Origin of the sequence: Micromonospora sp. CPCC 205739 (assembly GCF_036906795.1) — a bacterium.
Classification (GTDB): domain Bacteria; phylum Actinomycetota; class Actinomycetes; order Mycobacteriales; family Micromonosporaceae; genus Micromonospora.
Genome location: NZ_JBAKHS010000003.1, coordinates 184384 through 210512, shown reverse-complemented (window position 1 = coordinate 210512; position 26129 = coordinate 184384). Strand labels below are relative to the sequence as shown.

Annotated in this window: 26 protein-coding genes and 3 tRNA genes; 22 read left to right on the top strand and 7 right to left on the bottom strand. The window is 73.9% G+C overall.

Going from position 1 to position 26129, the window contains the following annotated elements; translation table 11 throughout:
• Positions 1-92 precede the first annotated feature (92 nt).
• The 9 genes from V6U88_RS07115 to V6U88_RS07075 all read left to right on the top strand — a co-directional run bounded on the left by V6U88_RS07115 (position 93) and on the right by V6U88_RS07075 (position 6610).
• Positions 93-623 carry a hypothetical protein gene (locus V6U88_RS07115; protein ID WP_334450970.1) on the top strand — a complete coding sequence of 177 codons (531 nt, stop codon included), beginning with the start codon at positions 93-95 and terminating at the stop codon, positions 621-623.
• Between the two features lie 180 nt (positions 624-803).
• Complete coding sequence (locus tag V6U88_RS07110) at positions 804-1853, top strand: AAA family ATPase (RefSeq protein ID WP_334450968.1); 1050 nt, start codon at positions 804-806, stop codon at positions 1851-1853.
• Positions 1850-2854, top strand: coding sequence for a DUF58 domain-containing protein (locus V6U88_RS07105; RefSeq protein WP_334450967.1), 1005 nt, complete (start codon positions 1850-1852; stop codon positions 2852-2854). Before V6U88_RS07110 ends, V6U88_RS07105 begins: the two co-directional genes overlap by 4 nt.
• Positions 2851-3810, top strand: coding sequence for a VWA domain-containing protein (locus V6U88_RS07100; protein WP_334450965.1), 960 nt, complete (start codon positions 2851-2853; stop codon positions 3808-3810). The genes V6U88_RS07105 and V6U88_RS07100 overlap by 4 nt, the downstream gene beginning before the upstream one ends.
• A gap of 31 nt (positions 3811-3841) precedes the next feature.
• Positions 3842-4705 (top strand): S1C family serine protease, encoded by an 864-nt coding sequence (locus V6U88_RS07095; RefSeq protein ID WP_334450963.1) that lies wholly within the window; start codon positions 3842-3844, stop codon positions 4703-4705.
• Between the two features lie 106 nt (positions 4706-4811).
• Positions 4812-5120, top strand: a complete 309-nt coding sequence (locus tag V6U88_RS07090; protein WP_334450961.1) for a hypothetical protein — start codon at positions 4812-4814, stop codon at positions 5118-5120.
• Between the two features lie 9 nt (positions 5121-5129).
• Positions 5130-5555, top strand: a complete 426-nt coding sequence (arfB, locus tag V6U88_RS07085; protein ID WP_334450959.1) for an alternative ribosome rescue aminoacyl-tRNA hydrolase ArfB — start codon at positions 5130-5132, stop codon at positions 5553-5555.
• Between the two features lie 48 nt (positions 5556-5603).
• Positions 5604-5993, top strand: a complete 390-nt coding sequence (locus V6U88_RS07080; RefSeq protein WP_334450958.1) for a DUF4180 domain-containing protein — start codon at positions 5604-5606, stop codon at positions 5991-5993.
• Positions 5994-6034: 41 nt separating this feature from the next.
• Positions 6035-6610 carry a GNAT family N-acetyltransferase gene (locus V6U88_RS07075; protein WP_334450957.1) on the top strand — a complete coding sequence of 192 codons (576 nt, stop codon included), beginning with the start codon at positions 6035-6037 and terminating at the stop codon, positions 6608-6610.
• 16 nt (positions 6611-6626) lie between these two features.
• Here V6U88_RS07075 and V6U88_RS07070 read toward each other — a convergent pair whose 3' ends face one another.
• Positions 6627-7505 carry a 3-methyladenine DNA glycosylase gene (locus V6U88_RS07070; RefSeq protein WP_334450956.1) on the bottom strand — a complete coding sequence of 293 codons (879 nt, stop codon included), beginning with the start codon at positions 7503-7505 and terminating at the stop codon, positions 6627-6629.
• Between the two features lie 34 nt (positions 7506-7539).
• Positions 7540-9027: a hypothetical protein gene (locus tag V6U88_RS07065; protein ID WP_334450954.1), complete on the bottom strand. Its 1488-nt coding sequence runs from the start codon at positions 9025-9027 to the stop codon at positions 7540-7542.
• Between the two features lie 166 nt (positions 9028-9193).
• On the opposite strand from V6U88_RS07065, the gene V6U88_RS07060 reads away from it, so the two are divergent.
• From V6U88_RS07060 to V6U88_RS07045, 4 genes are all read left to right on the top strand, one after another.
• On the top strand, positions 9194-9997 hold the full coding sequence (locus V6U88_RS07060; protein WP_334450953.1) for a fumarylacetoacetate hydrolase family protein: 804 nt from the start codon (positions 9194-9196) through the stop codon (positions 9995-9997).
• Between the two features lie 107 nt (positions 9998-10104).
• Positions 10105-10176 (top strand) — tRNA-Gln (locus V6U88_RS07055).
• A gap of 137 nt (positions 10177-10313) precedes the next feature.
• Positions 10314-10386: transfer RNA gene (locus V6U88_RS07050), tRNA-Glu, on the top strand.
• A gap of 203 nt (positions 10387-10589) precedes the next feature.
• Positions 10590-10662: transfer RNA gene (locus V6U88_RS07045), tRNA-Glu, on the top strand.
• Positions 10663-11063: 401 nt separating this feature from the next.
• On the opposite strand, the gene V6U88_RS07040 is transcribed toward V6U88_RS07045, so the two are convergent.
• The gene (locus V6U88_RS07040) at positions 11064-11750 is read right to left on the bottom strand and encodes an IclR family transcriptional regulator (protein WP_334450952.1); all 687 of its coding nucleotides are present in this window, start codon (positions 11748-11750) and stop codon (positions 11064-11066) included.
• A gap of 49 nt (positions 11751-11799) precedes the next feature.
• Here V6U88_RS07040 and leuC point away from each other — a divergent pair, with 49 nt between their 5' ends.
• From leuC to V6U88_RS07020, 4 genes are all read left to right on the top strand, one after another.
• A complete protein-coding gene (leuC, locus tag V6U88_RS07035; RefSeq protein WP_334450951.1) occupies positions 11800-13242 on the top strand; it encodes a 3-isopropylmalate dehydratase large subunit in 1443 nt (480 codons plus the stop codon).
• Positions 13243-13257: 15 nt separating this feature from the next.
• Positions 13258-13845, top strand: a complete 588-nt coding sequence (gene leuD, locus V6U88_RS07030) for a 3-isopropylmalate dehydratase small subunit (protein ID WP_334450949.1) — start codon at positions 13258-13260, stop codon at positions 13843-13845.
• A 172-nt stretch (positions 13846-14017) separates the two neighbouring features.
• A complete protein-coding gene (locus tag V6U88_RS07025) occupies positions 14018-14677 on the top strand; it encodes an HU family DNA-binding protein (protein ID WP_334450947.1) in 660 nt (219 codons plus the stop codon).
• A 97-nt stretch (positions 14678-14774) separates the two neighbouring features.
• A complete protein-coding gene (locus V6U88_RS07020; RefSeq protein ID WP_334450946.1) occupies positions 14775-17156 on the top strand; it encodes an endonuclease/exonuclease/phosphatase family protein in 2382 nt (793 codons plus the stop codon).
• A gap of 124 nt (positions 17157-17280) precedes the next feature.
• Here the strand turns inward: V6U88_RS07020 and V6U88_RS07015 are convergent, their stop codons facing one another.
• The 4 genes from V6U88_RS07015 to cofC all read right to left on the bottom strand — a co-directional run bounded on the left by V6U88_RS07015 (position 17281) and on the right by cofC (position 21472).
• The gene (locus V6U88_RS07015; RefSeq protein WP_334450945.1) at positions 17281-18165 is read right to left on the bottom strand and encodes an NUDIX hydrolase; all 885 of its coding nucleotides are present in this window, start codon (positions 18163-18165) and stop codon (positions 17281-17283) included.
• Positions 18166-18267: 102 nt separating this feature from the next.
• Positions 18268-20406, bottom strand: a complete 2139-nt coding sequence (locus V6U88_RS07010) for an RNA degradosome polyphosphate kinase (RefSeq protein WP_442934588.1) — start codon at positions 20404-20406, stop codon at positions 18268-18270.
• Positions 20407-20622: 216 nt separating this feature from the next.
• Positions 20623-20820, bottom strand: a complete 198-nt coding sequence (locus V6U88_RS07005) for a cold-shock protein (protein ID WP_334450943.1) — start codon at positions 20818-20820, stop codon at positions 20623-20625.
• 25 nt (positions 20821-20845) lie between these two features.
• Positions 20846-21472, bottom strand: coding sequence for a 2-phospho-L-lactate guanylyltransferase (gene cofC, locus V6U88_RS07000; protein WP_334450941.1), 627 nt, complete (start codon positions 21470-21472; stop codon positions 20846-20848).
• 128 nt (positions 21473-21600) lie between these two features.
• On the opposite strand from cofC, the gene V6U88_RS06995 reads away from it, so the two are divergent.
• The 5 genes from V6U88_RS06995 (at position 21601) to V6U88_RS06975 (ending at position 26098) form a co-directional block, all read left to right on the top strand.
• Positions 21601-22326, top strand: coding sequence for a lysophospholipid acyltransferase family protein (locus V6U88_RS06995; protein WP_334450940.1), 726 nt, complete (start codon positions 21601-21603; stop codon positions 22324-22326).
• Between the two features lie 67 nt (positions 22327-22393).
• Positions 22394-23401, top strand: a complete 1008-nt coding sequence (locus tag V6U88_RS06990) for an NAD(P)H-dependent glycerol-3-phosphate dehydrogenase (protein WP_334450938.1) — start codon at positions 22394-22396, stop codon at positions 23399-23401.
• On the top strand, positions 23398-24540 hold the full coding sequence (locus V6U88_RS06985; RefSeq protein WP_334450936.1) for a cystathionine gamma-lyase: 1143 nt from the start codon (positions 23398-23400) through the stop codon (positions 24538-24540). Before V6U88_RS06990 ends, V6U88_RS06985 begins: the two co-directional genes overlap by 4 nt.
• Positions 24537-24683 (top strand): hypothetical protein, encoded by a 147-nt coding sequence (locus tag V6U88_RS06980; RefSeq protein WP_442934591.1) that lies wholly within the window; start codon positions 24537-24539, stop codon positions 24681-24683. The genes V6U88_RS06985 and V6U88_RS06980 overlap by 4 nt, the downstream gene beginning before the upstream one ends.
• Positions 24680-26098 carry a transposase gene (locus V6U88_RS06975; RefSeq protein ID WP_334450934.1) on the top strand — a complete coding sequence of 473 codons (1419 nt, stop codon included), beginning with the start codon at positions 24680-24682 and terminating at the stop codon, positions 26096-26098. Before V6U88_RS06980 ends, V6U88_RS06975 begins: the two co-directional genes overlap by 4 nt.
• Positions 26099-26129 lie beyond the last annotated feature (31 nt).

Below are 26129 nucleotides of genomic sequence, written 5' to 3'. Positions count from 1 at the left end.
TCGTCAACCCGGCTCGTCCGCAACAATCGACCGGCTCGCCCGAAAAGGCGCGTCGGCCGTATCACCACGGTCAGAAAAAGGGGAGACCTGTCATGGCCACATTCTTCAGGCGCAAGGCGGCGGCGGTGACGCTCGGCGTCCTGGCGCTCACCCTCACCGGTGGTGGGATCGCCGCCGCCCAACCGACGACCAAGGCCCCGGCCGAGGTCAGCCAGCCTGGCGCCCGGCAGCCCGGCGGCAGCACCCAGCCGCCCGTCTCGGCGGACGACGCGCGCAAGGCAAAGGCGGCGATGCAGCAGGGCGCGACCCTGGCCGCGCCGCCGACCGCCGGCGCCGTCGCCTGGGCCGTCGTCGCCGCCAACGGCACGCTGCTGCGGGGCTCCGCCAACGTCGTGTCCACCACCAAGTACGGCCCCGGGCAGTACCAGGTGCTGTTCGACTACAACGTCACGCGCAAGGCCTACGTGGCGACCATCGGCACGACCGACCCGAACAACGTCCCGTCCGGTGGCGAGGTGTCGGTCGCGCCGCGCTACCTGACCCCCAACGCGGTCTTCATCCAGACCCGGACCTCCGGTGGCACGCCGGCGGACCGGCCGTTCCACCTGATCGTCGCCAACTGAGCAACACCCGCCAACCGGTGCCGGCCCCCTTCGTGAGGGCCGGCACCGTCTGGTGTGGAACGCGCCGTCGGGACCCGCTGACGAGGTAACGGATGCCTCGTCCCGCTCCGGGTGGGAAAGGGCCTCCGAGGGGCTGATATTCCGACGTTTGTCCACCCGGTGGGCCGGGAAGCAAGCACCGTGACGGACATCTCGGACACCCTGGCCAGCCTGCCCAGCCCGGCCGATCCCGATGCGGCGGGCAACGAGCTGGAACAGACCCTCTTCGAGGTCAGACGCGTGATCGTCGGGCAGGATCGGCTCGTCGAGCGCCTGCTCACCGCCCTGATCGCCGACGGACACTGCCTGCTGGAGGGCGTACCCGGCGTGGCCAAGACGCTGGCCGCGCAGACCCTCGCCACCGTCGTGGGTGGCACCTTCTCCCGGATCCAGTTCACCCCCGACCTGGTCCCCTCCGACATCGTCGGCACCCGCATCTACCGCGCGTCGAAGGAGACCTTCGACATCGAACTGGGCCCGATCATGGCCAACCTGGTGCTGGCCGACGAGATCAACCGGGCCCCCGCCAAGGTGCAGTCCGCGCTGCTGGAGGCGATGGCCGAGCGCCAGGTCTCCATCGGCGGGCGGAGCTGGCCGGTGCCGGAGCCGTTCCTGGTGCTCGCCACCCAGAACCCGATCGAGTCCGAGGGGGTCTACCAGCTCCCCGAGGCGCAGCGCGACCGGTTCCTCATGAAGATCGTGGTCGACTACCCGAGCGACGCCGACGAGCTGGCCATCCTCTACCGGATGAGCACCGACCGGCCCCGCGCGCACCAGGTGCTCGACCCGGGCCGGCTGCGCGCGCTGCAACAGCGCGCCGAGCACATCTTCGTGCACCACGCGATCGCCGAGTACGTCGTCCGCCTCATCCTCGCCACCCGCGACCCGGGCCGCTTCGGGGTGCCCGACATCGCGCCGATGCTGGCGTACGGGGCGAGCCCCCGGGCCACCCTCGGCCTGGTCGCCGCCGCCCGAGCCCAGGCGCTGCTGCGCGGCCGGGAGTACGTGCTGCCGGAGGACGTCCGCGAACTCGCCGTGGACGTGCTGGCCCACCGGCTGGTGCTCTCCTTCGACGCGGTGGCCGACGGGGTCTCGCCCGAGGCGTTGGTGCACCGGCTGGTGCAGGCGGTGCCCCCGCCCATGCTGGCCACCCCGCAGCCCGAGCAGACTCCCGACCTGGCCGCCGCATGAGGCGCCCCGCCGCACCGGCGCCCGCCGGTCCGGGCCTGGCCGACCTCACCGGAGACCAGCGGTTGCGCCGGCTGGAACTGACCGTCACCCGGCGGCTCGACGGGCTGCTCCAGGGCCAGCACCGGGGCCTGCTGCCCGGGCCGGGCAGCGAGATCGCCGGCAGCCGGGAGTACCGCCCCGGCGAGGACGAGGTGCGCCGGATGGACTGGGCGGTCACCGCCCGCACCACCGTGCCGCACGTCCGCGAGGTCGACGCCGACCGTGAACTCAGCACCTGGCTGCTGGTCGACGCCAGCCCCAGCATGGAGTTCGGCACCGCCGAGCTGGACAAGCGGGAGCTGTCGGTGGCGGCCGTCGCGGCCGTCGGCTTCCTCACCGCCGGCACCGGCAACCGGCTCGGCGCGCAGGTGCTCACCCCGGCCGGGCTGCGCCGCTTCCCGGCCCGCAGCGGCCGTACCCATCTGCTGAGCCTGCTCCGGATGTTGCTGGCCGCCCCGCGTACCGGCGACCACGACGAGCGGACGGTCCCGCCCGAACCACCCGACCTGGCGGCGGCGCTCGCGGCGATGCAGCGCGTCGCCACCCGGCGCGGCCTGGTCGTGGTGGTCTCCGACTTCCTCGACGGCCTGCCCGAGCACCACGACGAGCCGACCCCCTGGGAGCCGGCGCTGCGCCGCCTCGCCGCCCGGCACCAGGTGCTCGCCGTCGAGATCACCGACCCGCGCGAGCTGGAACTGCCGGACGTCGGCCTGATCACCCTGGTCTGCCCGGAGACCGGCCGGCGGCGGGAGGTCTGGACCGGCGACGAGGCGCTGCGCCGGCGCTACGCCAGCGCGGCGGCCGCCCAGCGCGAGCAGGTACGCCGGGCGCTGCGCCGCTCCGGCGCCACCCACCTGGTGCTGCGCACCGACCGGGACTGGACCGCCGACGTGGTCCGCCACGTACACGCCCAACGCCGCCTGGCGGCCGCGCCGGCCGCCGCCCGGGGAGGTGCCGCGTGACCTGGCAGTCGCCCGCCCGTCTCCTGCTGCTGCTCGGCGTGCTCGCGCTGGCCGGCGGCTACCTGCTCGCCCAGCGCCGGCGCAGCCGGTACGCCGTGCGCTTCACCAACCTGCGGCTGCTCGACCGGGTCGCGCCGACCCGGCCCGCCTGGCGGCGGCACGTGCCGGCCGGGCTCTTCCTGGCCATGCTGGCGCTGCTCGTGGTGGGCTTCGCCCGGCCGACGGCCGAGGTGCGGGTGCCCCGGGAACGGGCCACCGTCATGGTGGCCGTGGACGTCTCCACCTCGATGCTCGCCACCGACGTGGAACCGGACCGGCTCGCCGCCGCCAAGGAGGCGGCCCGGAACTTCGTCGACGGCCTGCCCGACGAGTTCAACGTCGGCCTGGTCGCCTTCGCCGGCAGCGCGGCGGTGGTGGTGCCGCCCGGCACCGACCGGGAGGCGCTGCACGAGGGGATCGACCGCCTCGCCGAGGGCATCACCGGGGTGCAGGGCACCGCGATCGGCGAGGCGATCAGCGCCTCGCTCGGCGCGGTCAAGAGCCTGGACTCCAACGCGGCGAAGCAGCCGCCCCCGGCCCGGGTCATCCTGCTCTCCGACGGGGCGAACACCTCCGGCATGGACCCGATGGAGGCCGCCGCGGCGGCCGTGACGGCCAAGGTGCCGGTGCACACCATCTCCTTCGGCACCCCCGGCGGGTTCGTCGACCGCGGCGGCCGGCCGATCCAGGTGCCGGTCGACGGGCAGACCCTCAAGGCGGTCGCCGAGGACACCGGGGGTGGCTTCCACTCCGCCGGCAGCAGCGAGGAACTGCGCGAGGTCTACGAGGACATCGGCTCCTCGGTCGGCTACCGCACCGAACGCCAGGACATCTCCGCCCGGTTCATCGGCCTCGGGCTGATGTTCGCGATGGGCGCCGCGGCCGGGTCGATGCGGTGGTTCTCCCGCCTGCCCTGAGCCCGCCGGAGCGACAGTGAGGAGCGCACGCATGGCAGTGCAGACCGGACTGGGCGAGCCCCGGGGACCGTGGTTCGTCTCGCCCGAGCTGGGGCCGGACGGTCGGCCCCGGTGGGACGTACCGGGGGCGGGGGAGGACCCGTCGCGACGGCGCTGGCGCGGCCGGCTGCTGACCGCGGCGGCGGTGGTGGCGCTCTCCACCGTCTCCGGCGCGGCGGCCGGCGGCTGGGTGGCCGGCCGCGACGGCGGCGCGGGGCCGACGGCGGCGTCCGCCGCACCGGTCCCGGCGGAACTGGTGACCGCCGCGCAGAAGACCGTGCCGGGCGTGGTGTCGGTTCTGGTCGGCGGCGGCTCGGCCGGGTCCGCGTCCGGTTCCGGGTTCGCCATCGACAACCAGCAGCACATCATCACCAACGACCACATCCTGGCCCGGGGCGGCACCGGCGGGGTGATCGTGGAGCTGAACGACGGCCGGCGGTACCCCGCCGAGGTGGTCGGCCGGGAACCCGGCAGCGACCTCGCGGTGCTGCGGGTGCCGGCGGCGGCCGGGCTGACGCCGCTGCCGCTGGCCAAGCCGGGCTCCACCCGGGTCGGTGAGCCGGTGCTGGCGGTCGGTTCCCCGCTCGGCCTGGCCGGGACGGTCACCGCCGGGATCGTCAGCGCGCTGGACCGCCAGGTACGCCTCGGCACCATCCGGCGCAGCGCGGTGCAGACCGACGCCTCGATCAACCCGGGCAACTCCGGGGGCCCGCTGGTCAACTCCCGGGGCGAGGTGGTCGGGGTGAACACCGCGATCGCCACCATCGACGGCAACGGCTCGATCGGCATCGGTTTCGCCATCCCGATCGAGCAGGTGCAGCAGACCGCCGACACCATCATCGGCAAAGGCGGCTGAGTCGGGCGGGCCAGGACCGGACGGTCGTAACGGTAAAACTGTCGGATACCTGGCGTGGAACCATCGGCCCATAGAAATATCACGCTGAGTATGGATACTGGCGTGGGTGGAGCTTCCTCTCATAGCGGTCCTGCTGGCGGTGGGACTCTTCGTCGGATGGGGCGTGGGCGTGCAGTACGCCCGGGCCAAGCGCGGCTGGACCGACTACAAGGCCGCCAAGAACGCGGTGCCCGGTGCCCGCAAGACCGCCTGGCTGCTGGTCCGGGCGGTCACCACCAAGGTCGGGGTCATCGCGCTGCTGCTCGTCGGCGCGGTCGCGTACGCCGCCGTCGGCCCCGACCACGACCGCGCGGAACCGGGGCCGAGCCCCTCGCCGAGTTCATCCGCCACCCGCGGTGCCCCGAAGGGGCGCTAGCCTCGGGGCGTGGACGACGGACTGCGGGTGACCGACCGGTGGATCGTGCCCGCCGCCGAGCTGCGGGAACGGTTCTCCCGGTCGTCCGGGCCGGGTGGGCAGGGGGTCAACACCACCGACTCCCGGGTGGAGCTGAGCTTCGACCTGGCCGCCTCGCCCAGCCTGCCGCCGGCCCTGCGGGCGCGGGCGCTGGACCGGCTGGCCGGCCGCCTGGTCGACGGGGTGCTCACCATCGCCGCCAGCGAACACCGCGCCCAGCTCGCCAACCGGGAGGCCGCCCGGGAACGGCTCATCGCGCTGCTGCGCGAGGCCGTCGCGCCCCCGCCACCGCCCCGGCGGCCGACCCGCCCGTCGCGCGGCGCGAAGGAACGCCGGCTGGCGGAGAAGAAGCGCCAGTCGCAACGCAAGCGGGACCGCCGGGTCGACGGCGACTGAGCGGGAAATCCGGTGTGCCGCCGCGCGCCCGGTGCCTAGGCTGCCAGCATGTCCACCGACACCCTGGTCACGCTGCACGGCCGTACGCTGCTCGCCTGCGCCCCCGACGGGCCCCGGCTGTGCGGGGGCGGCGACGCGCTGGACGTGATCGGCGAGGCGCTCGGCCAGGGCGCGGAGCTGGTGGTGCTGCCGGTCCGGCGGCTCGCCGACGAGTTCTTCACCCTGCGTACCGGGGTGGCCGGTGAGCTGGTGCAGAAGTTCGTCAACTACCGGCTGCCGGTGGTCGTGGTCGGCGACATCTCCGCGCACGTCGCGCGCAGCACCGCCCTGCGGGACTTCGTCACCGAGTCCAACCGCCGCGACCAGCTCTGGTTCGTCGACACCATGGCCGAGCTGGAGGAGCGACTGCGCCGCCGCGACCAGCGGTCCACCGCGTAAAGCGGTTGAGGCCGGCGGACGGGCTGCCGACAATTCGTCCGGTGACCGCCCCCGACTTCGCCACCAAGCCCACCCTCGCCGGTGACCTGGTGACGCTGCGCCCGTTCGTCGACGACGACGTCGCGACCTTCCGGTCGGCGCTGGCCGATCCGGAGCTGGCCCGGCTGACCGGCAGCCCGCCCGACGAGATCGACGAGGAGCGGCTGCGCTCCTGGTACGGCAGCCGTAACGCGCAGACCGACCGGCTCGACCTGGCCGTGGTGGAGAACGCCACCGGCGCCTGCGTCGGCGAGGTGGTGCTGAACGACTGGGACCCGCACCACGCCAACTGCAACTTCCGCACCCTGCTGGTGGCCGTCGGCCAGAACCGTGGCCTCGGCACCGAGGCGGTACGCCTCATCGTCGGCCACGGCTTCGAACGGCTCGGCCTGCACCGCATCTCGCTGGAGGTGTTCGCCTTCAACCCGCGCGCCCGCCGGGTGTACGAGAAGGTCGGCTTCGTCGCCGAGGGCGTACTGCGGCAGGTGCTGCGCGACGGCGACCGCTGGGTGGACGCCACGGTGATGTCCATCCTCGCCCCGGAGTGGGCGGCCCACCGGGGTCACCCCGCGCGGTGAGCCCGACCGGTCCCGGTCAGGCGGCGAGGAGCCGGTCGCACTCGGCGATCAGACGCGCGCGCAGCGGCGCACCACGCTCCGCGAACGACCGCTGCGCCTGCACGTACTCGTGCCGGCCCTCGACCGTCTCGACCCGCACCGGCGGGTAGCCCAGCGCGGACAGGTCGTACGGGCTGGCCCGCATGTCCAGCGTGCGGATCTCCCGGGCCAGGGCGAAGCAGTCCGCCACCAGTTCCGAGGGGACCAGCGGGGAGAGCTTGTACGCCCACTTGTAGAGGTCCATGTTGGCGTGCAGGCAACCCGGCTGCTCCAACGCGTGCTGGCTCTCCCGGGTCGGGCTGAGCAGGTTCAGCGGGCGGGCCGGCGCGGTGAAGAACCGGTACGCGTCGAAGTGGCTGCACCGCACGCCCCGCTCCTCGACCACCGCGGCGGTGCGCTCCGGGCTCAGGCGCAGCGGCCAGGCGTTGTGCCGGACCTCCTCCTGGGTCTGCCGGTAGACCATCGCCCACTCGTGCATGCCGAAGCAGCCGAGGTGGGCCGGCCGGCTGGCGGTCGCGGCGAGCAGGTCGCGGATCCAGGTGATCGAGTCGGCGCGGCGCGCGCGTACCCGGTCGGTGTCGAGGGTGACCCCGGCGGCGTCGGCGCGGTAGTCCCCGCCGAACTCGGCCGGGTCCGCGTCGCGCAGCACCACCCCCGCGCCCGGGTGCCAGCGGCGCAGCTGCGCCGGCCGGTGCGAGTAGTAGGTGAAGAGGAAGTCCTCGACCGGGTGCCGCACGCCGCCGCGCCGGCGGGCCAGGTGCGGCGCCAGCCACGCGTCGACCCGGGCGACGTGCGCGGCCCGGCGGGCCTGCCAGTCGGCCGCGTCGAGGGCGGCGGGTGCGAGGGCGGCGGTCACGCACCCCAGGGTACGACCGCCGCCCGACCGCCGGTCAGGGCACGTCCACCCGGACCCCGGCGGAGAAGACCCCGCTGCGCAGCTCCAGCTGCTTCGGCTTCTGCGCCCCGTTGACCGTGAAGACCAGCGGCAGCACCACCCGGTTGCCGGCCGCGACCGGCTGGGCGAAGACGTCCCGGCCCAGGTTCGCCACTCGGGTGGCCGGCTCGTCGGTGCTGACCCAGTTGCCCCCGGGCAGGTAGGCGCGCTGGAGTTCGCCGTGCCAGGTCTGCTGCTCGGGCGTGACGTTGCGCACCCCGACGGTCGCCTGGCACCGGCGGCCCGTCCCGCCGGCGGTCTCGCACTTCACCCGGTAGACGGTGAACTCGAACGCCTTCTCGCGTACCGGCACGCCGACCCCGGCGGTGACGCTGTGGCCCATCCAGGCGCCACTGGTCGGCTGCTTCGAGGTGTCGATCGCGGCGACCCGCTGGGTGGCCGTCCACGCCGCCGCGAAGACCACCCCGGCCAGGATCGCGGCGGCCACGCCGACGACCATCCAGACCGGTGGGGTACGGCGTCGCCCGGACCCGGCGGGCGCGGCCGGACGCGGGTAGACGGTGCCACCGCCGGGGGCCGCGGTTCCGCCCGCGTACTCCGGACTGCCGACGGCGGTCGGGGCGGCACCGGTCGGCTCGACGCCGCTGCGCCGGCGCCGTGCCCGCTGCCACCACCAGACGCCGCCGAAGGCGAGCACCAGCAGCGCGGCCAGCGCCGCCGCGAGGATCGGCGGCCGGCGCCAGGCCGGGGCCGCCTCCTCCACCTCGGCCGCCGGGGCTGCGGCGGCCTGCCAGGTGGCGGTGGCGCAGTCGTACGGCCGGTTGCCGTCGCTGGTGAACGCGCAGGCCGGCGCGGTCACCGACCGGCCCGGCGCGGTCGCCGCCAGCGCGGTGTCCAACGTCGTGGTGCTGCGCGCCGGCAGCCGGAGCCGCCAGGTCACCTCGCCGGCGCCGGTCCCGGCGGACCGGTCGACCCGGCCACCCGCGCTCACCGCGGTGGTGGCCGCGCCGGCAGGCAGTTCCTGCCGCACGGTGGTGTCGACCGGCAGGATGCTGTCGTTGCGGACCCGGATCCGGTAGCCCGGCACGGGTGTCCCGGCCGGCGCCACCGTCACGGTGACCGGCGGCGCCGGTCGGGGTGCACCCGGATTCGCGGTGGTGGCCATCCCCGGCGCCGGCGCCCCCGGTGTCACCGGGATCACGACCCCGGTCGCCGCCGCTCCGGGTGCCGCCGGGGCCGCGTGTCCCGCCGGTGCGACGGGGCCGGCCGGCGTGGCCGGGCGGGTGGGTGCGGGTGCGGCCGTCGGGCCGGCCGGCGCGTTGACCGCGGGTGCCGCTGCCGGGCTGGCCGGCGCACTGACCGCCGGTGCGGCCTCGGCCCTGGTCGCGGGTGTCGCCGTCGGCACGGCCGGTACGGCGGCGAGGACGCCCAGGCCGTTCACGATCACGGCGAGGGTCCTGTGGTGTCGTCTCGATGCAGGCATACGAACGAACCTCCGGAGCCGACGGTAGGGGCGGCGAACCTCCGCCCGGGTACGAAGTGCCGAAGCCCGCCCCGACCGCCCGCCGATCGCGTACGCTGCGCCGACGCCGCCCCCGGGGTGCGGCGTCGACGGGATGCCACCACGCCGCCGGCGCTAGATTGGCCTGGTGCGTATCGCTCGTTTTGCTCATGCCAAGGGAATGTCGTTCGGGGCCGTCGAGGGCGAGCCGGGGGTGGGCCCGCAGGGCCTGACCATCGCCGAGATCGAGGGTCACCCGTTCGGCAAGCTCACCTTCTCCGGTGCCCGCTGGGCGCTCTCCGACGTCCGGCTGCTCTCGCCGATCCTGCCCAGCAAGGTGGTCTGTGTCGGGCGCAACTACGCCGAGCACGCCGCCGAGCACGGCGGCGAGGTGCCGAAGGAGCCGCTGCTGTTCTTGAAGCCGTCCACGTCGGTGATCGGGCCGCGGGACGCCATCCGCCTGCCCATCTTCTCCAAGCAGGTCGAGCACGAGGCCGAGCTGGCCGTGGTGATCGGCGCCCCGGGTGCCCGCCGCGCCGACCGGGCCGCCGCGGAGAAGGCCATCTTCGGCTACACCTGCGCCAACGACGTGACGGCGCGGGACCTCCAGCGCTCGGACGGGCAGTGGACCCGGGCCAAGGGCTTCGACTCGTTCTGCCCCATCGGCCCCTGGATCACCACCGGGCTGGACGTCTCCGACCTGGAGATCCGGTGCGAGGTGGGCCGCAACCCGGACGAGATGGAGGTACGCCAGCTCGGCCGGACGAAGGACATGGTCTTCGACGTACCGGCCCTGGTGTCGTACATCTCGCACGTGATGACGCTGCTCCCCGGCGACGTGGTGCTGACCGGCACGCCGGCGGGGGTTAGCCCGCTCACGGAGGGGGATACGGTCACCGTGCGGATCGAGGGGATCGGCGAGCTCACCAATCCGGTGGTGCCGGTCGCCTGACGCGTCCGACGCCCCTGTTTTCGCAGCTCACAGGCGTTCCGGGGGGTTGGATTTGGCCTGCTGGCGCGGGGAGGGTAAAGTTCATTCCCGGCGCCGCAAGGGGCCAATGGGGTATGGGGTAATTGGCAGCCCGACTGATTCTGGTTCAGTTAGTCTAGGTTCGAGTCCTGGTACCCCAGCGCAACCGCGGATTCGCGAGAATCCCGGACGCTGGATTCTGGCGGAGTTCCGCTCCGTCCCTCCCAAGGGACGGTAGATGATCTCTGATAGAGTGCAGCTTCCTCACCCGCGAGGGTGGGGAAGCAGGTGAAGTTCTGGCCCCGTCGTCTAGCGGCCCAGGACGCCGCCCTCTCAAGGCGGTAGCGCCGGTTCGAATCCGGTCGGGGCTACAGCGCTGACAGCCCGTTCCACTTCGGTGGGGCGGGCTGTTTCGTGTCCCCGTGACGCCCGATGCTCGGCTCGGGGGCGCTCTTCTGTTGGTGGCCGGACCAGCGGGCCCCCGCGCCGCGGACCCCCTCGTGGTCCGCCGCTGCTGGTGCCGCTAGACTACAGCGGCACCGCCCAGCAGGGCGGTGAAGCAGGAAAAGTGCCTGGCCCCGTCGTCTAGCGGCCCAGGACGCCGCCCTCTCAAGGCGGTAGCGCCGGTTCGAATCCGGTCGGGGCTACACCGCAGAACGGCCCGTCTCGCGCGAGCGAGGCGGGCCGTTCGCCTTGCCGGGACCGCTGGCCCTCACCGACGCCCGCAGAACCTCTACGACTGCCCGGCATGGGTCGAGAAGGGCTGGGAGGCCGGACGCCGCTGTCTGCGGCGACGCGATGATTCCGGGGCGCCGCGACGGCTTCCGCGTGCGTCTCGACCCCGGTGGAGCCGGCCTCCAACAGTGGGTCGGAGACGCTGTGGAGCTGATGTCGTAGACGATTCACCGGGTGCGGGCCAGCACCGCGCGCCAGCGTCGCGCGGCAGGCCGATTGCCCGTGATTCGTTCACGACATCAGCTCTACAGCGAACAACAGACCTGCTCGCCAGCCGCCCGGTTCACGAGCGGGGGTGGGACTGATCAGGGGGTCAGAGACCGGAGAGGCGTTGGCCGGCGCGGACGACCGCCATGGCGTGGCGTTCGCCGGGGCGTCGGCCCAGGCGCTCGATGGGGCCGGAGATGCTGACCGCGGCGATGACCCGGCCGGTGCGGTCGCGGATCGGCGCCGAGACGCTCGCCACACCCGCCTCCCGCTCGGCGACGCTCTGCGCCCAGCCTCGGCGGCGTACCTCGGCGAGGGTGCGGCCGGTGAACTTGGCGCGGGGCAGCAGCGGCATGACCGCTTCCGGGGGCTCCCAGGCGAGCAGGATCTGCGCCGCCGAACCGGCGGTCATCGGCAGCACCGAGCCGACCGGCACGGTGTCCCGCAGGCCGCTGGCCCGCTCGGCGGCGGCCACGCAGACCCGCTCGTCGGCGCGGCGCAGGTAGAGCTGGGCGCTCTCCCCGGTGGCGTCGCGCAGCGCGGCCAGCAGCGGCTCGGCGGCGGTCAGCAGCACGTCCGGGGCGGCGTTGGCCAGTTCGCCCAGCCGGGGCCCCGGACGCCAGCGTCCCTGGGTGTCCCGGACCAGCATGCGGTGGATCTCCAGTGCCTGCGCCAGCCGGTGCGCGGTGGCCCGGGGCAGCTTGGTGCGTTCAACGAGTTCGGCCAGGCTGGCGCCGTCGACACAGGCGGCCAGGATGACCACCGCCTTGTCGAGGACGCCGACACCGCTCATACTGTGTCCCACAAGCCGAAACTTACCTCCCAGAATTTAGGATGTCCAGATGGTGGGAGTCACTCAACCGAGGACCCTGGCCGAGAAGGTCTGGGACGCGCACGTGGTACGGACCGCCGAGGGTGAGCCGGACCTGCTCTACATCGACCTGCACCTGTTGCACGAGGTGACCAGCCCGCAGGCGTTCGACGGGCTGCGCCTGGCCGGTCGCCCGGTCCGTCGTCCCGACCTCACGCTCGCGACCGAGGACCACAACACCCCGACCGGTTACGACGACCCGAGCTTCCGGTTGCGCCGAGGTGACCTGCTCACCATCGCGGACCCCACCTCGCGTACGCAGATCGAGACGTTGCGTCGCAACTGCGCCGAGTTCGGCCTCCGGCTGCACCCGCTGGGCGACGAGAACCAGGGCATCGTGCACGTCATCGGCCCGCAGCTGGGCGTCACCCAGCCCGGTATGACCATCGTCTGCGGCGACTCGCACACCGCCACCCACGGCGCCTTCGGAGCGCTGGCCTTCGGTATCGGCACCAGTGAGGTCGAACACGTGCTGGCCACCCAGACGCTGCCGCAGGCCCGGCCCCGCACCATGGCGGTCAACGTGACCGGTCAGCTCGGCCCCGGCGTCACCGCCAAGGACCTGGTCCTCGCGCTGATCGCCCAGGTCGGCACCGGCGGCGGGCGCGGGCACATCGTGGAGTACCGGGGCGAGGCGATCCGCGCGCTGTCCATGGAGGGGCGGATGACCGTCGCCAACATGTCGATCGAGTGGGGCGCCAAGGCCGGCCTGATCGCGCCGGACGAGACCACCTTCGCGTACCTCAAGGGGCGGCCGCACGCGCCCCAGGGTGCCGACTGGGACGCGGCGCTGGCCTACTGGCGCAGCCTGCCCACCGACGAGGGGGCCACCTTCGACGCCGAGGTCACCCTCGACGCCAGCCGGATCACCCCGTTCGTCACCTGGGGCACCAACCCGGGGCAGGGCGCGCCGCTCGGCTCCGCCGTGCCGGACCCGGAGGAGTTCGGCACCGACGCGGAGCGCACCGCCGCCCGCCGGGCGCTGGAGTACATGGCGCTCACGCCGGGCACGCCGCTGCGCGACCTCGCGGTCGACGTGGTCTTCGTCGGCTCCTGCACCAACGGCCGGCTGGAGGACCTCCGCGCCGCCGCCGACGTGCTGCGCGGGCACCGGGTCGCCGACGGCGTACGCATGCTCGTGGTGCCCGGTTCCGCGGCCGTCCGGGAGGCGGCCGAGGCCGAGGGGCTGGACAAGGTCTTCGTCGACGCGGGCGCCGAGTGGCGCTTCGCCGGCTGCTCCATGTGTCTCGGGATGAACCCGGACACGCTGAAGCCCGGCCAGCGCTCGGCCTCGACCTCCAACCGCAACTTCGAGGGCCGCCAGGGCCGGGGAGGGCGCACCCACCTGGTGTCCCCGCCGGTCGCCGCCGCCACCGCCGTGGCCGGTCGGCTCGCCGCCCCCGCCGACCTGTAGAAGGGCACCCGAGAGATGGACAAGTTCACCACCCACACCGGCACCGCCGTGCCGCTGCGGCGATCCAACGTGGACACCGATCAGATCATTCCGGCCGTGTACCTCAAGCGGGTGACCCGGACCGGTTTCGCGGACGGACTGTTCAGCGCGTGGCGGGAGGACCCCGCATTCGTGCTCAACGATCCGGCCCATTCCGGGGCGTCGATTCTCGTGGCCGGTCCGGAGTTCGGCACCGGATCATCGCGGGAGCACGCCGTCTGGGCGCTGCGCGACTGGGGCTTCCGCGCGGTGATCTCTCCGCGATTCGGTGACATCTTCCGGGGCAACGCCCTCAAGGAAGGCCTCCTTCCGGTGGAGCTGGAATTGAGTGCCGTCGAGGAGATCTGGGACCGGGTGGAGTCCGACCCGAGCACCGAGGTCACCGTCGACCTGGTCGCCCGCCAGGTCCGCCTCGGCCCGGCTAGCTGGTCGTTCCCGTTGGACGACCACAGCCGCTGGCGGCTGATGGAGGGCTTGGATGACATTGGACTCACCCTCCGGCACGCCGACCAGATCAGTGCGTACGAGGCGTCCCGGCCGTCGTTCAAGCCCGCCGTGGCATAGCCGTACGCCCGATCGTTCACCGTTTTTCGCCCCCGCCGGTCCGCCCGGCGGGGGTGAATCCGTTACGACACAAGGGCTTTTTTCCACCGAATGTTTGTGTCCCGGCAGCACAGGGCATACCGTGCGCGCAGAATGGCTCGCGTCGAGTCAGTTGCACAATCGGGAGGAAGTCGTGAACAAGGCCGAGCTCATCGAGGCGCTCGCCGCTCGCCTGGGGGACCGCAAGACGGCGACGACGGCGCTCGACGCGGTCCTCGCCGAGGTCCAGGCGGCGGTCACCAAGGGTGAAAAGGTGGCGATCACCGGATTCGGAGCGTTCGAAAAGCGTGTCCGGGGTGCCCGAACAGCGCGCAACCCGCGTACCGGTGAGGCGGTGAAGGTCAAGAAGACATCCGTCCCGACCTTCCGCGCCGGCGCCGGTTTCAAGGAAATGGTGGCCAGCGGAAAGGTGCCGAAGGCCGCCGCGCCGGCGAAGAAGACCACCACGGCCGCCGCCGCCAAGACCACCGGCGCGAAGGCGACCGGCGCGAAGGCGACCGGGGCCAAGGCGACTGGCGCCAAGGCGACCGGTGCCAAGGCCGCCGCCGCGAAGAAGACCACCGCCACGGCCGCGAAGAAGACCGCCGCGACCAAGACCACCGCGACGAAGGCCGCCACCACCAAGAAGGCCGCCCCGGCGAAGAAGACCGCCGGAGCCACCAAGTCCGCCACGGCGAAGAAGACCACCGCCGCCAAGAGCACGGCGGCCAAGAAGGCCCCGGCGAAGAAGGCCCCGGCGAAGAAGGCTCCGGCGAAGAAGGCTCCGGCGAAGAAGGCCGCCGCCCGACGCTGACCTGCGCACGTACGCCCGGCAGGGGCGCCCACCGCACGGTGGGCGCCCCTGCTGCCGTTTTCCGACCCGGGCGCACCGTTGACCCGACGCCCGCCGGGTGCGCAGAATCGCCGCACCGCTCGGCGAGGAGGGGCTCGTGCGCTACCGCCACCGCACCACCGTCGTCACCGCCCTCGGCCTGGTCCTGCTGACCGACGTGCTGCGGGTCTTCCTGCCGTCGGTCATCACCATCTTCGGGCAGGCGGCGTCCACTCCGGCCGAGCTGCTGGGCGCCTTCGCGCTCGGCTGGTTCGTGCTCGCGCTCGGCACGCCGGCCCTGCTGCGCCGGGTCGGCACCCGGCCCGTCGCCCTCGTCGCCGCGGTGGTGCTGGCCGCGGCCCGGCTCGCCGTCACCGGCTTCCCCGGTGGGCAGGCTCAGCTCTGGCTCGCCACCGCCGGCCTGGTCGCCGGCCTCTGCTGGCTCGCCGCCGTGGCCGCCGGTTCGGACCGGCCCGTACCCGGACTGGCGCTCGGCCTGGCCGCCGCCGCGGTCCTGCACACCGTCTCCGACACCTACCGGTCGCCCTGGCTGGGTGGCGCGGAGGTGTGGGTGGTGGGCGTCGTGGTGGCCGGGCTCTTCCTGGCCGGACAGGTGGTGCCCGCGTCGCCCGCCGGCCCCGGCGGTGCCCGGGCCTGGCTGCTGGCCGGACCGGCGCTGCTGCTCGCCGGCATGGTGGCGCTCTCCCCGGCGGTGGCCCGCGCCGCGATGTCGTACCAGTTCGGCCTGCTGGACTCGTCGCCCGCGCAGCGCGCGGGCCTGGCCGTGACGCCGCTGTCGGGGCCGGTGCCGATCGCGGTCGCGGTCGGCGGGTTCCTGCTCGCCGCGCTGTCGCCGCCACGCCGGCCGGTCCGCCGGTGGCTCGGCCCGGCGGCCCTGCTCGCCGGGGCCGTGCTGATGGGGCTGGGTCGGGGGGAGTTGCTGCTGCCGGCGGTCCTGCTCACCGCGGTCGGTCTCGGCGGCTGCCTGTCCTGGTGCGACGCGGCCGACGACCGTTTCCGCGCCGGGCGACCCGTCGGGCGGAGCGACGATCCCCTCGCGGGACAAGGCGGTGACCCGGTTGCGGTGGCGACCAGCACCGAGTCACGAGCGGTCGGACAAGACGGCGATCCGGCTGCGGTGGCGACCAGCACCGAGTCACGAGCGGTCGGACAAGACGGCGATCCGGCTGCGGTGGCGACCAGCACCGAGTCACGAGCGGTCGGACAAGACGGCGATCCGGCTGCGGTGGCGACCAGCACCGAGTCACGAGCGGTCGGACAAGACGGCGATCCGGCTGCGGTGGCGACCAGCGTCGAGCCGCGGGTGGGACGAAGCGGCGATCCGGTCGCCGTGGCGACCAGCGTCGAGCCTCGGGCGGTGGGACAGAACGGCGATGCGGTCGCCGTGCGCACCAGCGCGCAGCCGCGCGCGGTCGGGCCGGGCGACGAGCCCGCCGACCTGGGTGAGGCGACCCGATCGGCGGGGAGGCGCGCGTACGCCGCGGTGGGCGGAATGCTGGTCTTCGCCGTCGCGGCGGTGCTCTACTACGCGGCCTACGACCTCGGCTACCCCAACCAGTGGGTGCCGGTGGTGGTGGCCGTGCTGACCGCTGCGGTCGCGCTGTCCGCCGGGCCGGTGCCGGCGCGTACCGTGCCGTCGTTGCCCCCGGTGCGGACCGCCGGGTGGGCGGCCGCGCTGGCGTTGGTCGCCGCGCTGACCGCCGACGAGACGCTGGTGGCCGGCAACCGGGAGGGGCCGCCCGCGACGGTCCGGGTGGCGGCCTACAACATCCGGATGGGCTTCGGCATGGAGGGCCGGTTCGACCCGGACGCCCTGGCGCGCGCCGTCGGCCGGGCCGACGTGGTGGTGCTGAGCGAGGTGGACCGGGGCTGGCTGCTCAACGGCGGACACGACACCCTCGACCTGATGGCCGAGCGGCTGGACATGCCGTACGTCTTCGCTCCCGCGGCCGACCCGCTCTGGGGCGACGCGGTGCTGAGCCGCTGGCCGCTGGCGGCGGCCCGGACCCGGCGGCTGCCGGCGGTGGGCGCGCCCACCGGCGCGCAGGCGCTCGGGGTCACCGTGGACCTCGGTGCCGGCGTACGCGTCGCGGTGGTCGCCACCCACCTGCAACCGCCGCCCGGGCAGGAGCCGGTGGTCCAGGCCCGCGCGGTGGCCTCGTTCGCCCTCGGGTACGCCGCCGGTCGGCCGCTGGTGGTGGCCGGCGACCTGAACACCGAGCCCGGGGCCGCCGGCTTCGCCGAGTTCACCCGCGCCGGCCTGGTGGACGCCCTGGCGGCGGCCCGGCCGTTGCCCACCAGCCCCGCCGACGACCCGCGCGAGCAGATCGACCACGTCCTGGTCTCGCCCGGCCTCATCGGCGCCGACGCCGTCGCGCCGCGCGGCACCGCCAGCGACCACCTGCCGGTCGCGGTGACCCTCACCCTGCCGGCGGCCTGACCCGGGAGCCAGCCCGCCGGGACCGTCGTGCCCCGCTCACCTCGCCTGACACGAGGCAGCGCCGGGCCGTCCCGGTCATCGGCCCGACCCGGGGCAGCGCCCGTGCCCGCTGACCGGTCCCGGCTCAGAGCCGGTCGGCGGCGACCAGCCGGTCGGCGGCGAAGGCGAGCAGCCAGCCGCCGCCCTTGGGGGTGGTGTAGTCGTCGGGCCGCCCGGTCAACCGCTCCAACGCCCCCGGGATCACCTTGCCCTGGCTGCACACCGCCACCGGCTCGCCGGCTGCGGCCAGCTCCGCCAACCGGCCGGCGGCGGCCAGCGCGCACTCCTCGCCCAGTTGGCCCGGTCGCGGCTCGTCCAGGTCGCCGTGCACCTCGATGGGCAGATCGAGCAGGGCCGCGGTCGGGTCGAGGGTCTGCACGCAGCGGCGCGCCGAGGCCGACAGCAGCCGGGTGGGGCGCAGCAGCGCCACCAGCGGAGCCAGCGCCTCGGCCTGCGCCCGGCCGGTCGCGTCCAGCGGACGCCCGTCGTCCGGGCCGGACCAGGTGGCCCGCTTGCCGGCGTGCGCGTGCCGGACCAGCGCGATCGTCGCGGTGACCTGGGGCAGCGCGGCGAACGCGGCCAGCACCTCGGCGTCGTGCGGGTAGCTGACCAGCCGCACCGCCTCGTCGACGCCGAGCCAGCGCACCGCGTCGACCTCGGTGTCGGGCTGGAAGCCGCCCTCGCCCACCGCCCGCATCGACCAGTAGTCCACCGTCTTCGGCCGGCCCTCGCTGCGGTAGTGCACGGTGGGGAGCCGGATCTGCGGCACGGCCCGCACGTCGGTCTCCTCGGCCACCTCGCGGACGGCGGCCAGCAGCGGGTGCTCGCCGTGCTCCAGCTTGCCCTTGGGCAGCGACCAGTCGCCGTAGCGGGGCCGGTGCACCAGGCAGACCCGTACGCCCCCGTCGGTGTCCGGCTGCCAGGCCACCCCACCGGCCGCCCGGATGCCGACCGGTTGCTCCTGCGCCATCTGGCCACCCTACGTCCGGGCGACCCGCCGTACGGGCCGCTCGGGGTCGTCCGGTGGCACCGCGCCGGGGGCCCGATACCCGTCCCGGCACGCGGTTCCCGGTCAGCCGGCGGTGCCGCCCACCCGGCGCAGCAGCAGTTCCTGCAGGTCGGTCAGGGGCTCCTCGGGGGTGCCGGCGCGGCGGGTCCAGGTGCCGTCGCCGGACAGCTCGAAGCCCTCCACCTCGGGGCTGAACGCGGCGGTCAGCACGTGGTCGAGTTCGGCCCGGGCGACCGGGTCGCTCACCTGCACCAGGGCCTCCACCCGGCGGTCCAGGTTGCGGTGCATCAGGTCGGCCGAGCCCATCCAGAACTCCGCGTCGCCGTTGTTGCCGAACCGGAAGATCCGCGAGTGCTCCAGGAACCGGCCGAGGATCGAGCGGACCCGGATGTTCTCCGACAGCCCCGGCACCCCGGGCCGCAGCGTGCACATGCCCCGGATCAGCAGGTCGACGTGGACGCCGGCCCGGGACGCCCGGTAGAGCGCGTCGGTGATCTCCTCGTCGACCAGCGCGTTCACCTTGAACTGCACCAGCCCGGGCATGCCGAGGCGGACGTGGGCGATCTCCCGCTCGATCCGTTCGATCAGGCCGCTGCGGATGCCCTGCGGCGCCACCAGCAACCGCCGGTACGCGGTCTGCCGGCTGTAGCCGGTGAGCACGTTGAACAGGTCGGTCAGGTCGGCGCCGATCTCCGGGTCGGCGGTGAGCACCCCGAAGTCCTCGTAGAGGCGGGCGGTCTTCGGGTGGTAGTTGCCGGTGCCGATGTGGCAGTAGCGGCGGATCTGGTTGCCCTCCTGGCGGACCACCAGCGCGGTCTTGCAGTGCGTCTTGAGGCCCACCAGGCCGTAGACGACGTGGCAGCCGGCCCGCTCCAGGGTGCGCGCCCAGCCGATGTTGGCCACCTCGTCGAAGCGCGCCTTCAGCTCCACCAGCACCACCACCTGCTTGCCGGCGGCGGCCGCGTCGACCAGCGCGTCGACGATGGGGGAGTCGCCGCTGGTGCGGTAGAGGGTCTGCTTGATGGCGAGCACGTTCGGGTCGGCGGCGGCCTGCTCGATGAAGCGCTGCACGCTGGTGGCGAACGAGTGGTACGGGTGGTGCACCAGCACGTCCCCGTCGCGCAGGGTGGCGAAGACGCTGCGCGGCACCTCGCCCTCGGCGAGCCGGGGGTGGGTGGCCGGCACGAACGGCGGGTCCTTCAGGTCGGGCCGGTCGGCCTCCCCGTAGAGCTGCCAGAGCGCCGAGAGGTCCAGCAGACCGGGCACCCGGAGCACGTCGTGCCCGTCCATGTCGAGTTCCCGAACGAGCAGCTCCAGCATGTGGTCGGAGATGGAGGCGGCGACCTCCAGGCGTACCGGCGGGCCGAAGCGGCGCCGGGCCAGTTCCCGCTCCAGGGCCTGGAGCAGGTCCTCGTCGCGGTCCTCGTCGACCTCCACCTCGGCGTTGCGGGTGACCCGGAACAGGTGGCACTCGACCACCTGCATGCCGGAGAAGAGCTGCCCCAGGTGCACCGAGATGAGCTCCTCGACGGGCAGCACCCGCAGCCCGGGCTGGTCCCGGGCGACCCGGACGAAGCGCGGCACGTTGTTGGGCACCTTGACCCGGGCGAACAGCTCCGACCCGCCGTCCGGGTCGCGGACCGCCACCGCCAGGTTCAGCGACCGGCCGGAGATGTACGGGAACGGGTGCGCCGGGTCGACGGCGAGCGGAGTGAGCACCGGGAAGATGTGCTCCCGGAAGTAGGTGCGCAGCCGTTCCCGCTCGGGGTCGTCCAGCTCCGCCCAGCGCAGGATGCGGATGTCCTCGGCGGCCAGCTTGGGCAGCACGTCCTCGACGAAGCAGGCGGCTTGGCGGCCGACCAGCTCGGCGGTCCGCTCGGTGATCAGATCCAGCTGGGTGCGCAGCGGCAGCCGGTCCCCGCCGCGTACCGGCAGGCCGGCGGAGAGGCGGCGCTTCAACCCGGCCACCCGCACCATGTAGAACTCGTCGAGGTTGCCGGCGAAGATGGCCAGGAACTTCGCCCGTTCCAGCAGCGGGGTGCGCGGGTCCTCGGCGAGCGTCAGCACCCGGGCGTTGAAGTCGAGCCAGGACAGTTCCCGGTTGAGGAACCGGTCCTCGGGCAGCGGCGCGACCGCCGGCGGCTCGCCGTCCGGTCCCGCCGGCGGGGCGGGCCGCTCGCCCGCGTCGAGCACCTCATCCAGCCCGGCGGAGGCTCCGGCGGCGCTGGCGCCGGGGGAGTCGGGCGCGGTCGCGACGGTCTCCTCGGGAGCGCGGGTGCCGCCGCGGCGGCGGGTGCCGTTGCGGGGGCCGGTCGGGTCGGCGGCGTGGGGCGGGCTGGCGGGGCGCTCGCGAGGGGTGCTCACCCGCCCATAATCACCCGATCACGGTTAACGCAAAATGAACTCGGGCGGGTCGGTTCAGGCCATCGTCGGCAATGTCACCCGGACGACCTCGCCGTCCGGACCGAGCTCCACCCGCAGCCGCTGCCCGAGGCGGAGCAGTCGCAGCCCGGAGGCGTCGAAGGCGGGCGCCGGGAAGGCCAGCTCGGTGCCGTCGTCCAGGAGCAGCACGCCCGTGCGGGTCTGCGCGTCGAAGGTCGCCACCGTGCCCTGCATGCCAGCACCGTACCCCGGAATCCCGTCAGCGGGTCGCGGTGAGCGCGGCGGTGCGGGGCCCCAGCCCGAGGTGCCGCGCCGCCGCCAGGTCGGCCGCGGTGTCCACGTCGCGGCGCAGCGAGGGCCAACTCCCGGCCAGCGGCAGTGCCCCGCTCGCGGCGTGCGCCGCCGCCGAACCGACCCCGAACCGGGGCTCCAGCGGCACGCCGGGCGGTGCGGTGAGCAGCACGGTGCCGCTGCCCGGGGCGTCGGCCACGAAGCGGCGTACCCCCGGGTCGTCGCCGGCGGCCCGCAGCGCCGCCGCCAGCTCGGCTGGGCGCAGCGCCGGCAGGTCGGCGGTGAGCCCCGCCACCCAGGCGCCCGGGGCGGCGGCCGCGGCGCCGTGCCGGAACGCGGCGTTCAACCCGGCATCCGGCTCGTCGGGCACGATCCGGGCGCCCGCCGCGGCGAGCAGCTCCGCCGCCCGCTCGTCGCCGGTGACCACCAGGACCTCGGCGACCGCGGGGCAGGCCCGCGCCGCGCGGACCGTGTCCGCCGCCAGCGCCAGCGCCAGCTCCTCGTGGGGTACGGCCGGCAGCGCCCCCCGCAACCGGCTCTTCGCCGCGCCCAGGCGCTTCACCGGCACCACCACGGTCCACCTCGGCTGACGCACGCGACAATCCTGCCAGCGTCGACGAGGGCACCCGCACTGGCCGTACCCGGGGCGAGCAGGCATGATTTCCGCTGCGGGCCGCACCGGTGGGTGCGGCGCGCGGGGTCGGGGCAACGAGGAGGCAGGGTGTGACACGGCGCAGGCTGGGTTTCTGGCGACGTTTCGCCGTGGCGCTGGTCAAGCCCGTGATGCTGGTCTGGACCCGGCGCACCTGGCGCGGCGCCGAGCAGCTACGTCGCGACGGCGGCATCATCATCGTGCCCAACCACCTCTCGCACGCCGACCCGCTGGTCTCCGCGCACTTCATCTACGAGGCCGGCCGCTGGCCGCAGTACCTCGGCAAGGCCAGCGTGTTCCGGGTGCCGGTGATCGGGTGGATCCTGCACCGCTGCCGGCAGATCCCGGTGGAACGCGGCACCGCCGACGCGGTCAAGTCGCTGGACAAGCTGATCGCCGCGCTCGACGCCGGTGGCGCGGTGGTGATCTACCCCGAGGGCACCATCACCCGCGAGCCGGAGCTCTGGCCGATGAAGGGCAAGACCGGGGCGGCCCGGCTGGCCCTGGCCACCGGCGCACCGGTGATCCCGCTGGCGATGTGGGGCCCGGAGAAGTTGTTCGACGCGCGGAGCAACCGCTTCGGCCTGCGGCCCCGCACCCCGGTGACGGTGGTCGCCGGCGAGCCGGTCGACCTGAGCCGGTGGGCGGGCGCCACCCCGAGCCGGGCGGTGCTGGAAGAGATGACCGAAGAGATCATGTTGAGCCTGCGCGACCTGCTCGCCGGCATCCGGGGCGGCACGCCGCCCCCGCTGTGGGAACGTCCCGCCCGTCTGCGTACTCCCGAGGTGACCGAATGAGCGAGCGAATCGACCAGCGCAGGGCGTCGGTGCCGCACGGCGTCGCCGACCGTCCGGAGGTGGCGGCGTGAGCGGACACGTGGCGGTGCTGGGGGCCGGTTCCTGGGGGACCGCCTTCGCGAAGATCCTCGCCGACGCCGGCCGGGACGTGACGATCTGGGCCCGGCGGGAGTCGGTGGCCGACGCGATCCGGGTCCACCGGCGCAACCCGGACTACCTGCCCGACCTGCGGCTGCCCGAGCGGGTCACCGCGACCGGCGAGGCCGCCAAGGCGATCGCCGGCGCCGAGCTGGTGGTGCTCTCGGTGCCCTCGCAGACGCTGCGCGGCAACCTGGCCGACTGGGCCGGCCACCTCGCCCCGGACTCGACGCTGGTCTCCCTGATGAAGGGGATCGAGCTGGGCACCACCCGGCGGATGAGCCAGGTGATCGTGGAGACCGCCGGGGTCAGCCCGGACCGGGTGGTGGTGGTCTCCGGGCCGAACCTGGCCCCCGAGATCGCCGCCGAGCAGCCCGCCGCGACCGTGGTCGCCGGCACCGACGCCCGCCGCGCCACGCTGGTGCAGTCCTCGATCCGGACGCCGTACTTCCGCCCGTACACCAACGACGACGTGATCGGCTGCGAGCTGGGCGGGGCGGTCAAGAACGTGATCGCCCTGGCGTACGGGATCGCCACCGCGATGGGGTTCGGCGACAACACCCGGGCGATGCTGATGACCCGTGGGCTCGCCGAGACCGCCCGGCTGGGCGTCGCGCTCGGCGCCGACCCGATCACCTTCGCCGGCCTGGCCGGCATGGGCGATCTGGTCGCCTCCTGCTCCTCACCGCTGGCCCGCAACCGCACCTTCGGCGAGCACCTGGGCCGGGGAGAGACCCTGGAGCAGGCGCAGGCGGCGACCCGGCAGACCGCCGAGGGCGTGAAGAGCTGCCTGGCCATCCGGGACCTGGCCCGGGCGCACGGGGTGGAGATGCCGATCACCGAGCAGATCGAGCGGATCTGCCACGAGGGCATGGACCCCCGGCTCGCCGTGGACGCCCTGATGAGCCGCACCGCCAAGCCGGAGTCGTACGAATGAGCGACGACGCGCCGCAGTGGCGGGACGGCACCCGCTGCGTCCGGGCCGGGCTGCCGGAGCCGGTGCCCGGGGACCCGTTCCTGCCCGGGCCGGTCTTCGCCGCGCCGTACCACCTCGACCCGTGGGAGGGGCCGGCCGCCGCGGCGAACGGCTACGGCCGGCCGGACAACCCCACCCGCCGGCTGCTGGAGTCGGCCATCGGCGAGCTGGAGGGGGGCGACTGCCGGGTCTTCGCCAGCGGGCAGGCCGCCATCACCGGGCTGCTGCTCGCCGTGCTGCGCCCCGGGGACACCGTGCTCCTGCCCGCCGACGGGTACTTCCCGGTGCGCGCCTTCGCCACCGCCACCCTGGAGCGGATCGGGGTGCGGGTCGGGTTCGTGCCGACCGTCGGGCCGTACCCGTCGTTGGAGGGCGTCCGGCTGCTGATGCTGGAGACCCCGGCGAACCCCGGCCTGGACGTGGTCGACGTCGCCGCGCTCGCGCAGCGGGCGCGCGCCGCCGGCACCCTGCTCGTGGTCGACAACACCACCGCCACCCCGCTCGGGCAGCGCCCGCTGGACCTCGGCGCCGACCTGGTGGTCGCCTCCGGCACCAAGGCGTTGACCGGGCACTCCGACCTGCTCCTGGGCTACGTGGCGGCCCGCTCGGCGGAGCTGCTGGAGACGCTGACCGCCTGGCGTACCACCACGGGCGCGGTGCCCGGGGCCTTCGACGCCTGGCTGGCGCACCGGTCACTGGCCACCCTCGACCTGCGGCTGGCCCGGCAGTCCGCCAACGCGGCGGCGGTCGCCGAACTGCTCGCCGGGCGCGCGGACGTCACCGGGCTGCGCTGGCCGGGGCGGCCGGAGGACCCGGCGTACCCGGTGGCCTCGACGCAGATGCGGCGGATGCCCGGCGTGGTCTCCTTCGACCTCGGCGACGCCGACCGGGTGAGCCGGTTCGTCGACGCCGCCCGGCTGGTCGCCGCCGCGACGTCCTTCGGTGGCCTGCACACCACCGCCGACCGGCGGGCGCAGTGGGGCGACGACACCGCCCCGGGCTTCGTCCGGCTCTCCTGTGGGGTGGAGGACACCGCCGATCTGGTGGCCGACATCGCCGCCGCGCTGGACGCCGCCGGGCCGGTCGATCCGCTATCGTGATCCCCGGCCCGCGCGGGCCCCGACCCCAGGAGGTCGAGGACCTCCTGGGCATCGTGCAGACCTTCTCGTGGCGGCTGTACGGTCTGCGCCGCTACGAGAAGGAGTTGAAAAGGGGGGACCTGACCATGGAGGGTGACCGGTGAAGGTCACCCGGATCGCCTACTCGGCCCGGCTGAATCCGGGCAAGTACGCCGCCCTGGTGGAGCAGGCCCGTCGGTTGGGCCGGGTGCGCAGCGAGGTGTGGCAGCGTTACGGCTCGATCCTCGCAGTCGGGTCCGGGTTGAGAGACCGGCAGGTGCGGGACCGGTGGCTGGCCGACGGCATACACGCGTTGTTTGGTGTGCTGGCGAATGCGTGGAAGGAAACCGTCCGCGACGCCATGGCCGACATCGGAGCGAACATGGAGGCGGCCAAGGTCGCGGTCCGGCGGGCGATCGGCCGACGCACCAACGATCCGGCCGAGCGTAAGCGGATGTTCACCGCGCTGCAGGCGGACCAGTGGGCCAGTGACCCGTTCCTGGCCCGGCAGATGCGCAAGCATTGGAAGCGGGGCCGCAACCGCACGCACGATCAGATCGTGGTGCGCGCCGACAAGTACAACACCGCTGTCGATGGGCGGGGCCGGTTGTGGCTGGCGATTCCCGGTCTCGAGCCCCGCAAGATGGTCAGGATCCCGCTGTCCACGACGGTCGCGCCGACGGGTACCTTGCGGCTGATCCTGCGCAGCGGCCGGGTCGAGGTGCACTACCAGATCGACGCGGCGCAGATGCGGTCGTCGCAGCGGCCGTGCGGCGACCGGAGGCTCGGTGTGGACAAGGGCTACACCGAAGCCCTGACCGACTCCGACGGCCAGCCCCACGGTGCAGGGCTCGGCATGCTGCTGTCCAGTGAGTCGGATCGGTTGAAGGAACGTAACCGGCGTCGGGCGAAGCTGCGCTCGATCGCGAACAACGCCGCCCTGCGTGGTGACCACGCGAAAGCGCACCGGATCAAGGTCAACAATCTCGGCACGGTGAAGCGGGATCGGCAGGCGGCCCGGCATCGGGCGCGGGTGCGGACGGAGATCTTCACCGCGGTGCACGAGGTCGTGGACGAGGCCGCCACCGTGATCGCCGAGGATCTCACCAAACGCTTCACCGGCCGCAAAAAGCTTCCTAAGAACATCAACCGGCGTCTCGCCGCATGGACCAAAGGAGTCACCGCCGAGGCCCTGAAAAGCGTGTCGGAGCGTAGAGGTTCTGCGCTCGTTCCCGTCAACGCCGCCTACACCTCACAAACCTGTCACCGCTGCGGCCGGTTCGGCCGCCGTAGCGGGGACCGGTTTCACTGCACCTGTTGCGGGGTGGTGTGGCAGGCCGACGTGAACGCCGCGATCAACATCCTGCACCGAGCCGGCGACCCCGACATCGCCCTGCACACCCCACACCACAAGGTGAAGCAGATCCTGCAGGACCGAACCGATCGCCACCGGACCAGACTGCCGGTCCAGGACTCCAGCCCAGCCACCGCTGGCCGGAGAGCGAATTATCCGAACGGCTCAGCTACGAGCAACGAGTAGGAAGCAGGTGAGTCCGATCCGCCAGACAGCA

Coding starts and splice junctions, on each gene's coding strand:
- leuD (WP_334450949.1), top strand. CDS start 13,258: ATGGACAAGTTCACCACCCACACCGGCACCGCCGTGCCGCTGCGGCGA.
- leuC (WP_334450951.1), top strand. CDS start 11,800: ATGGTGGGAGTCACTCAACCGAGGACCCTGGCCGAGAAGGTCTGGGAC.
- V6U88_RS07065 (WP_334450954.1), bottom strand. CDS start 9,027: ATGCCTGCATCGAGACGACACCACAGGACCCTCGCCGTGATCGTGAAC.
- V6U88_RS07040 (WP_334450952.1), bottom strand. CDS start 11,750: ATGAGCGGTGTCGGCGTCCTCGACAAGGCGGTGGTCATCCTGGCCGCC.
- V6U88_RS07015 (WP_334450945.1), bottom strand. CDS start 18,165: ATGGCGCAGGAGCAACCGGTCGGCATCCGGGCGGCCGGTGGGGTGGCC.
- V6U88_RS07080 (WP_334450958.1), top strand. CDS start 5,604: ATGTCCACCGACACCCTGGTCACGCTGCACGGCCGTACGCTGCTCGCC.
- V6U88_RS07105 (WP_334450967.1), top strand. CDS start 1,850: ATGAGGCGCCCCGCCGCACCGGCGCCCGCCGGTCCGGGCCTGGCCGAC.
- V6U88_RS07095 (WP_334450963.1), top strand. CDS start 3,842: ATGGCAGTGCAGACCGGACTGGGCGAGCCCCGGGGACCGTGGTTCGTC.
- V6U88_RS07005 (WP_334450943.1), bottom strand. CDS start 20,820: ATGCAGGGCACGGTGGCGACCTTCGACGCGCAGACCCGCACGGGCGTG.
- V6U88_RS06985 (WP_334450936.1), top strand. CDS start 23,398: ATGAGCGACGACGCGCCGCAGTGGCGGGACGGCACCCGCTGCGTCCGG.
- V6U88_RS07115 (WP_334450970.1), top strand. CDS start 93: ATGGCCACATTCTTCAGGCGCAAGGCGGCGGCGGTGACGCTCGGCGTC.